At 70.4% G+C, this 7,470-nt stretch carries 8 protein-coding genes; 4 read left to right on the top strand and 4 right to left on the bottom strand.

Features of this window, described 5'->3' with window-relative positions; genetic code table 11:
* Nucleotides 1-601: 5-oxoprolinase subunit C family protein (locus E1267_RS41375; RefSeq protein ID WP_132341405.1), on the top strand; the 601-nt coding region annotated here is incomplete at its 5' end.
* Here the strand turns inward: E1267_RS41375 and E1267_RS41370 are convergent.
* A complete protein-coding gene (locus tag E1267_RS41370; RefSeq protein ID WP_132341403.1) occupies nt 579-1,409 on the bottom strand; it encodes a PhzF family phenazine biosynthesis protein in 831 nt (276 codons plus the stop codon). The genes E1267_RS41375 and E1267_RS41370 overlap by 23 nt on opposite strands.
* Nucleotides 1,410-1,470: 61 nt before the next feature.
* Here E1267_RS41370 and E1267_RS41365 point away from each other — a divergent pair, with 61 nt between their 5' ends.
* Entirely contained in the window at nt 1,471-1,740 is a 270-nt protein-coding gene (locus E1267_RS41365; RefSeq protein WP_132341401.1) for a hypothetical protein, read from the top strand.
* 44 nt (nt 1,741-1,784) lie between these two features.
* Here the strand turns inward: E1267_RS41365 and E1267_RS41360 are convergent, their stop codons facing one another.
* The 3 genes from E1267_RS41360 to E1267_RS41350 are packed head-to-tail and all read right to left on the bottom strand — an operon-like array spanning nt 1,785 to nt 4,949.
* A complete protein-coding gene (locus E1267_RS41360; RefSeq protein WP_132341399.1) occupies nt 1,785-3,062 on the bottom strand; it encodes an ABC transporter substrate-binding protein in 1,278 nt (425 codons plus the stop codon).
* A 37-nt stretch (nt 3,063-3,099) separates the two neighbouring features.
* Nucleotides 3,100-3,990, bottom strand: a complete 891-nt coding sequence (locus tag E1267_RS41355; protein WP_132341397.1) for a carbohydrate ABC transporter permease — start codon at nt 3,988-3,990, stop codon at nt 3,100-3,102.
* 5 nt (nt 3,991-3,995) lie between these two features.
* On the bottom strand, nt 3,996-4,949 hold the full coding sequence (locus tag E1267_RS41350; RefSeq protein WP_220449924.1) for a carbohydrate ABC transporter permease: 954 nt from the start codon (nt 4,947-4,949) through the stop codon (nt 3,996-3,998).
* 186 nt (nt 4,950-5,135) lie between these two features.
* Here E1267_RS41350 and E1267_RS41345 point away from each other — a divergent pair, with 186 nt between their 5' ends.
* Nucleotides 5,136-6,290 (top strand): GntR family transcriptional regulator, encoded by a 1,155-nt coding sequence (locus E1267_RS41345; protein ID WP_132341395.1) that lies wholly within the window; start codon nt 5,136-5,138, stop codon nt 6,288-6,290.
* A gap of 104 nt (nt 6,291-6,394) precedes the next feature.
* A complete protein-coding gene (locus tag E1267_RS41340; protein ID WP_165960092.1) occupies nt 6,395-7,456 on the top strand; it encodes a glycoside hydrolase family 76 protein in 1,062 nt (353 codons plus the stop codon).
* The last annotated feature ends 14 nt before the right edge of the window (nt 7,457-7,470 follow it).

Here is a 7,470-nt window from a genome sequence, read left to right as displayed (position 1 = left end):
GCGGGCCGGGATGGGGGTGCCGTTCTGGGTGCCCGCGGGGGCGGAGCTGCGGCTGGGAACGCCTGCGTGGGGGCTGCGCACCTATCTGGCCGTGCGCGGGGGGATCGCGGTCGAACCGGTGCTCGGCAGCCGTTCGACCGACTCGCTGTCGGAGCTCGGCCCCGAGCCGCTGCGGGCCGGGACGCTGCTGCCGGTCGGCCCGCCGGGGGGTGACATCGTCGCCGACCTCGCGCCCCTGCCCGGACCGAGGCCCGCCGTGCTGCGCGTGCTGCCGGGGCCGCGCGACGACTGGTTCACGCCCGAGGCGCCGGCGGCGCTGTGCGCGGGGCCGTACGTCGTGAGCCAGGACAGCAACCGCGTCGGGGTGCGGCTGAGCGGACCCGAGCTGGTGCGCGCCAAGGAGGGCGAGCTGCCGAGCGAGGGCATGGTCGCCGGGGCCGTGCAGGTGCCTCCGAGCGGGCAGCCGATCGTCTTCCTCGCCGACCACCCCCCGACGGGCGGCTACCCGGTGATCGCCGTCGTGACGGCGGCCGACCTGGCGGTGGCGGCGCAGCTGAGGCCGGGTGACGAGGTCAGGTTCACAACACGACCCGCCCGCTGACGCAGGTGACGACCGAGCCGCCCACCCAGACCTCGCCCTGCTCGCCGGTGGAGACGTGCACCCGCCCGGCGCGTCCGAGCGCGGCGCCCTGGCTCGCCACGTACGGCGCCGTGGCCCGCCCGGTCCGCAGCAGCCACTGCGCCACCGACGCGTTCAGGCTGCCGGTCACGGGGTCCTCCACGGTGGTGCCGTGCACGGGGGTGAAGGCCCGTAGCTCGAAGGCGCACGGCGAGCCCTCCGGGTACGGCCCCACCACGCCGACGTCGTGCGGCACGGGGCCGGGCCGGACCGCGAGGACGGCGTCGGCGTCGGCGAGCAGCACCGCCACCCATCCGGGGCCGTTGTCGGCCCACTCGACGTCGACCATGTCGTCCCTGGGAATCCGCAGGGCCTCGGAGACCAGCTCGACGAGCTCGTCCTCCACGGGGCCGGAGCGCAGCAGCGGCGGCGCCTGGAACGCGAGCCCGGCGTCCGTCCTGCGCAACCGGATGAGCCCCGCTCCGCACTCCTGCGTGATCTCACCGTCCTCGCGCGGCACTCCCCCGGCCTCCAGCCAGGCGTGGCAGGTGCCGAGCGTAGGGTGCCCGGCGAAGGGCAGCTCGCCGGTCGGGGTGAAGATCCGTACCTGGTAGTCGGCCTCCGGAGCGGCCGGCGGCAGCAGGAAGGTGGTTTCGGACAGGTTGGTCCACGCGGCGAAGCGCCGCATGTCCTCGGTGCTCAGCCCTTCGCCGTCGACCACCACGGCCAGCGGGTTGCCGCGGTAGGGGACGTCGGTGAAGACGTCTACCTGGCAGAATGCGCGCATCATACGACGAAGTCTTGCAGGAAGGGCTTTTCCCACTGCCGCCCCACCCCCCAAACTGGCCGGTGTGGCGGATTTCGCTGTGGTGGTCCTGGGTTCCGGGCGGGGCGGGCAGAAGGCCGCGATCGCGGCGGCGATCGTCGTTGAAGTCGTCGGCGAAGTCCGGGTAGTAGGCGACGAAGCCCGCGTACACGTCGTCGACCATCTGCCGGTATTCCCGGCTGCGGGTGGGGTCCCAGAAGGCGTCGACGAAGGCGGACATGGCGGCGTCGGCGTCCCCGGGGACGGTGGCGTGCGCCGGCTGGGCGACCAGGCCGGCCTGCATCAGGCCGAATAACGCGACGCGGACGGCCGCGATGCGCGCTCTCACAGATGCTCTCCTCAGCCGAGGTTGTTCTGGGCCAGGACACGGTCGCCCTGCTCCTGGGACTTGGCCAGGGCCTGCTGGGCGGTGGCCTTGCCCCCGAGGAACAACTGCAGGTTGGGGATGAGGGCCTCGTCCTCCATCGGCGGGTAGCCGGCGCAGGCCGGCCGTACCTTGGCGTATTCGAGCGTGTCGAGGATCGGCTTCCAGAACGGGTCGCCGGTGAAGAACGGGTCCGTGGCCGCCTCCACGTTGCCGGGGATGTTCAGGCTGGCCTTGGCCCACTTCAGCGCGTTGGCCCTCTCGGCCGTCCACCACTTGACGAACTCCCAGGCCGCGTCCTTCTGCTTGGCCGCGCGCGGGATCACCAGGCCGAAGCCGCCCATGAGGCTGGCCTTGCCGCCCTGCGGCCCCGCGGGCGGCGGCACGATGCCGAAGTCGAGGTCCTTGCCGTACTTCTTGTAGGTGGTGATGTTCCACGGGCCGGTGAAGATCATGGAGACCTTGCCGGTGGCGAACGCGTCGGTGCCCTCGCCCAGCCCGGTCTCGAACCCGGTCTGGTAGACGCCGCCCCTGACCATGCGGCCCCACAGGTCGAGCGCCTGAGTGCCCTGCGGGCTGTTGAAGGTGGTGCGGGAGCAGTCGTCGGTGACCATCTGGCCGCCGGCCTGGTGGAGGTACATGCTGAACAGGCCCACGTCGTCCATCGACAGCCCGGCGCGGATCAGCTTGCCGCCCTCCCGCCTGGTCAGCTTGATCGCCGCCTTCTCCAGCTCGGCCCAGGTGCGGGGCGGCTCCACCCCGGCCTCCTTCAGGTGGGTCCTGTTGTAGAACAGCGCCCGCGCGTCGACGGTCAACGGCAGGCCGTACACCTTGCCGTCGTGGCTCAGCTCGCGCACCGCCTCGCCGTAGAACCGTTCCCGCTCGATGCCGTCCTTCTTCATGCGCTCGTCGAGCGGCTCAAGCACGTTCTTGGGCGCGTACGTGGCCGTGCGCCAGCGGTCCCAGAACATGACGTCGGGGGCCTGGCCGGAGGTCGAGGCGGTGAGGAACTTGGTGAGCATGTCCTCCTGGACGACGTATTCGACCCGGATGCCGGGATGGGTCTTGTTGAAGGCGTCGGTCATCGTCCTGAACTGCTGTTCGCCCTCGCCCGACCAGTCGCCCCAGAAGGTCAGCTTGACCACGTCACCGGAGCCGGAGGAGTCGTCGTCGGACGGGGCGCAGCCGGTGGAGACCACGGTCAGGAGGGCGACGGTGGTGACGGCCAGCCGCCCGGGCAGAGTCCAGCGCATCGGCGGCTCGTTCCTTTCTCGGAGATCACAGGGAGGGTCACTTGGAGCCCGTGCCGGTGAAGGCCAGGCCGCGGGTGAGGTAGCGCTGTCCGAAGGCGAACAGCAGGAGCGTGGGCACCATGGCGACGATCGATCCGGCCATGAGCGGCCCGTAGTCGGTCTTCTGGTTGTAGGAGAAGGCGGCCAGGCTCATCTGGATCGTCATCATGTCGGGGTCGTTGAGCACGATCAGCGGCCACAGGAAGCCGTTCCAGCCGGCGACGAACGTGAACACCGACAGGGTGGCCAGCGCGGGACGGCACAGGGGCAGGTAGATGCTCCAGAAGATGCGGAACTCGCGGCACCCGTCGACGCGGGCGGCCTCGCCCAGGTCCTTGGGCAGCGCCAGGAAGAACTGCCGCATCATGAACACCGCGAACGCCCCGACCGCCCCCGGCAGGATGACCGCCCAGTACGTGTTGAGCAGCCCGGCGCCGCCCTGCCCGGTGATGTCGTTGCCGCCCACCAGCGGCATGCTCCTGACGATGATGAACGACGGCACCAGCGTCACGACGGGCGGCACCATCATCGAGGCCAGCAGCAGCCGGAACAGCAGCCGGTTGCCCCGGAACGCCAACCGGGCGAAGGCGTAGCCAGCCAGCGCGCCGAGCAGCACGTTGGTCGCCACGCCCGCCACGGCCAGCAGCATCGAGTTGGCGAAGTGCCGGGCGAACGGGACGGTGGTGAACGCCGACCAGTAGTGCTCGAAGGTGAGCGAGCCGGGCAACCACTTGATGGGCAGCGCGATGATCTCCTCGTTCGGCTTGAGCGACGTGCTCAGCGACCACAGGAACGGCAGCAGCATGAACAGGCCCATCACCGTCAGCACACCGTAGAAGACCGTGCGGCCGAGCACGAGACGGATCGTTGCGGTGGTCCTGCTGGTCATGGGCATCACTCCGGCACCTGGTCGCGGTTGACCCGCATGTTGATCACCGTGACGGCGACGATGATGACGAACAGGGTGAAGGCCTGCGCGGAGGCGTAGCCCATCTGCAGCCGGTTGAAGCCCGTCTCGTAGATCTGGTAGACGGGCGTCAGCGTCGTGTTGCCGGGACCGCCCTTGGTCATCACGTACGCCTGGTCGAAGAGCTGGAACGCGCCGATCAGCGACAGGGTCGTGACGAAGAAGGTGGTCGTGCGCAGCGAGGGCCAGGTGATGTGCAGGAACGTCCGCCAGCGGCCGGCCCCGTCGAGCGCGGCGGCCTCGTACAGGTGGGCCGGGACGTTCTGCAGGCCGGCCAGGTAGATGAGCATGTTGGAGCCCACCCCTTGCCACAGCGTGACGATCACGATGGACATCATGGCCGTGCTGCCGTCGCCCACCCAGGCGGGGCCGGGAATGCCGAAATATCCGAGGACCTCGTTGATGGGGCCGTAGTGGCTGTTCAGCATCCACGCCCACACGGTGGCGGCGGCGACGGGCGAGGTGACGACCGGGATGAAGTAGACGGTGCGGAAGATCGCCATGCCCGGGAGCCGCCGGCTGAGCGCCAGCGCCAGCGCCAGCGAGATGGCGATCATGGCGGGCACGAACATCGCGCAGTAGTAGAGGATGTTCTTCAGCGTGGTGAAGAACGTCTCGTCCTCCAGGAGGCGCCCGTAGTTGGCCAGGCCGGCCCAGGACGGCGGCGTCAGCACGTCGTACGTCGTGAAGCTGAGGCCGAAGGCGCCGGCCACCGGCAGCACGGTGAAGACGAGGAACAACGCCATCGCCGGCGCGGTGAACGCCCTGCCGGCGCGCGCCTGGTGGCGGCCCGGCGCCGAACGTTCAGGGCGACGTCCATGCCGAGGCCGGCCGGCGGCGGGCCCGCGGATGTCCGGCCCTGTGGCGAGCGTCCTGGTCACGCGGTCTCCTTCGGGACTTCCCGGAGAGGTCACTTGTGGGAAAGGTAGGAAGCATGTTGATATAAGTCAATATGTTGGAGATATCAGGATGAAATATCTTGGCAACGAAGTACAGGCTGATGGGCGGTAGTGTGGTATATACCTAGCTTCCGCTGACATACCAACTTTCGTGGCCTAAGGGGAAGAGTGGTCGCAAGAGGCCCGCTGCTCTACGAGCGCATCATCGAATACCTGCTGGACGAGATCAGGCGGGGCGCCCTGGTTCCGGGAGACCGCGTCTCCTCCGAGATGGAGCTGGCCGAGCGGTTCCAGGTCAGCCGCATCACCTCGAAGCGCGCCCTGGAGCTCCTGCGGCAGGCGGGCGTCGTGGAGCGCATCCGCGGCAAGGGCTCGTTCGTCGCCGACGAGCTGCCCGACCTCGGCCAGCTCGCGATCCCCGCCACCGCGACCGCGGCCGAGCGCGCGGCGGCGGGCGAGCGGGCTCCCGGGGCGATCGCGATGATCTACCCCGACGCGTCGGAGGCGTACGGTCTCGAACTACTCGCCGCCGTGGAGGAACGCTGCGCCGAGCACGGGGTCGCCCTCGTGATCAAACGCACCCGCGGCGACCAGGCGGAGGAGGAGCGCGCGGTCGCGTCCATGGTCGACGGCGGCCTCGTCGACGGCCTGATCGTCTTCCCCGTTCACGGCGAGTACTACAACGCCCGCCTGCTTCGCACCATCCTCGCCGGCTACCCGCTGGTGCTGGTCGACCGCTATCTGGCGGGCATCCAGGCGTGCGCCGTCCACACCGACAACGTGGCCGCCGCCCGCACCCTCACCGACCGCCTGCTCGACCAGGGGCACCGGCACATCGCGTTCGTCTCGCCCCCGCCGGAGAACACCTCCAGCATCGAGGAGCGGCTGGAGGGCTTCCGGACGGCGCTGGCGGGGCGCGGCCTGCCCCTCGGCCACCAGCACCTGCTGACCGGCCTGTCCAGCACCCTGCCAGGCGCCTTCAGCGCGGAGAACGTGCGGGCCGACGTGGCGCGGGTCCGCGCCTTCCAGGAGCGCGAGCCCGAGGTCACCGCGTTCGTGGTCTGCGAGTACAACCTCGCGCGCGTGGTGGACCGGGCCGTCGAGGCCCCGCCGGGGCGGGACCGGCCCCTCATCGCCTGCTTCGACTCCCCCGGCGACCCCGTGGCGGGGCCCGCCTACCTGCACGTGCGCCAGGACCAGCGCGAGATGGGCAGGCGCGCGGTCGACCTCCTGCTCGCCCAGACGCGCGGCGAGCCCGTCCCCGCACGGTCCATCGTCCCCTTCACGATCGTCGAGGCCGACGACCGGCGCGGGCCGCGCTAGCAGCGGCCCACGTGCCCAGCCCACAGATCACGGCCCAGCCCACAGATCACGGACCAGCCCACAGATCACGGCCCACGCACGCAACGACGAACGGAGAACGCCTGGTGTTGCCCGAGCCCGATTCACGCACGCTCTGGAACGACCGCGCCGACGTGGCGCAGCGCAGCCTGGATCACTACTTCGCCGCCCCCGGCGGGCAGCTCTTCGACAACTGGCACCCGCTGGGTCCCGGCGACAACGACGTCTTCAACTACTGGTGGCTGGCGCACGCCCTGGACGCGCGGGTGGACGCGTACGAGCGGACCTCGGACCAGGCATGGCTGGATCGCGCCATGGAGGTCCACGACAACATCCTCGCCCGCAACGACGGGTCGTTGTTCAACGACTACTTCGACGACATGCTCTGGTTCGGCCTGGCGATCCTGCGGCTGGCCGACGCCCGCGACGACGACGACCTGCGCGCGGAGGCGGCCCGGATCTGGCGGCACGTGCTGGACAACGGCTGGAACGAGCACGAGGGCGGCGGGATCGCCTGGCGGGTCCCCCAGCCGTACTACAAGAACACTCCCGCCAACGGCCCCTTCGTGGTGCTGTCCGCCCGCCTGCACCGGCACACGGGCGACCCCGAGCAACTGGCCTGGGGGCGGCGGGCGATGGACTGGCTGGAGCGCGTGCTGGTGCGGCCTGACGGGTTCGTCCACGACGGGATCAACCGGCAGCAGGACCACGCCATCGACGAGCAGTGGCGTTTCACGTACAACCAGGGTCTCTACATCGGGGCCTGTGTGGAGCTGGCCCGCACGCTCGGGGAGGACGACTACCTGCGGCGCGCCACCAGGACGGCCCGCACGGCCTTCGCCGAGCTGGCATCCGGCGGGGTCTTCGCCGACGAGGGCGGCGGCGGTGACGAAGGGCTGTTCAAGGGAGTCTTCTACCGGTACGCGCGCCTGCTGGTCGACGCGGCGGATGTGCCCGACCTGCGGGGCTTCATGCTGGCCAGCACCGAGCGGCTGTGGAAGTCGTGCGAACGCGACGGCATGATCCTGGCCGGGCCGGTGTGGACGCGCGCGGCGGACGGCAGGGTGCCCCTGTCGGCGCAGCTGAGCGCCGTCATGGCCACCGAGGCCTGCGCCGCCCTGGTCTCCTCCCCCGTCGCCCCCTCCTGACCCTGTCTCTTATA

Source organism: Nonomuraea longispora, assembly GCF_004348345.1.
In the GTDB taxonomy this organism is placed as follows: domain Bacteria; phylum Actinomycetota; class Actinomycetes; order Streptosporangiales; family Streptosporangiaceae; genus Nonomuraea; species Nonomuraea longispora.
The sequence above is the reverse complement of the archived record's forward strand: the minus strand, read 5'-3'. Positions and strand labels throughout refer to the sequence as shown.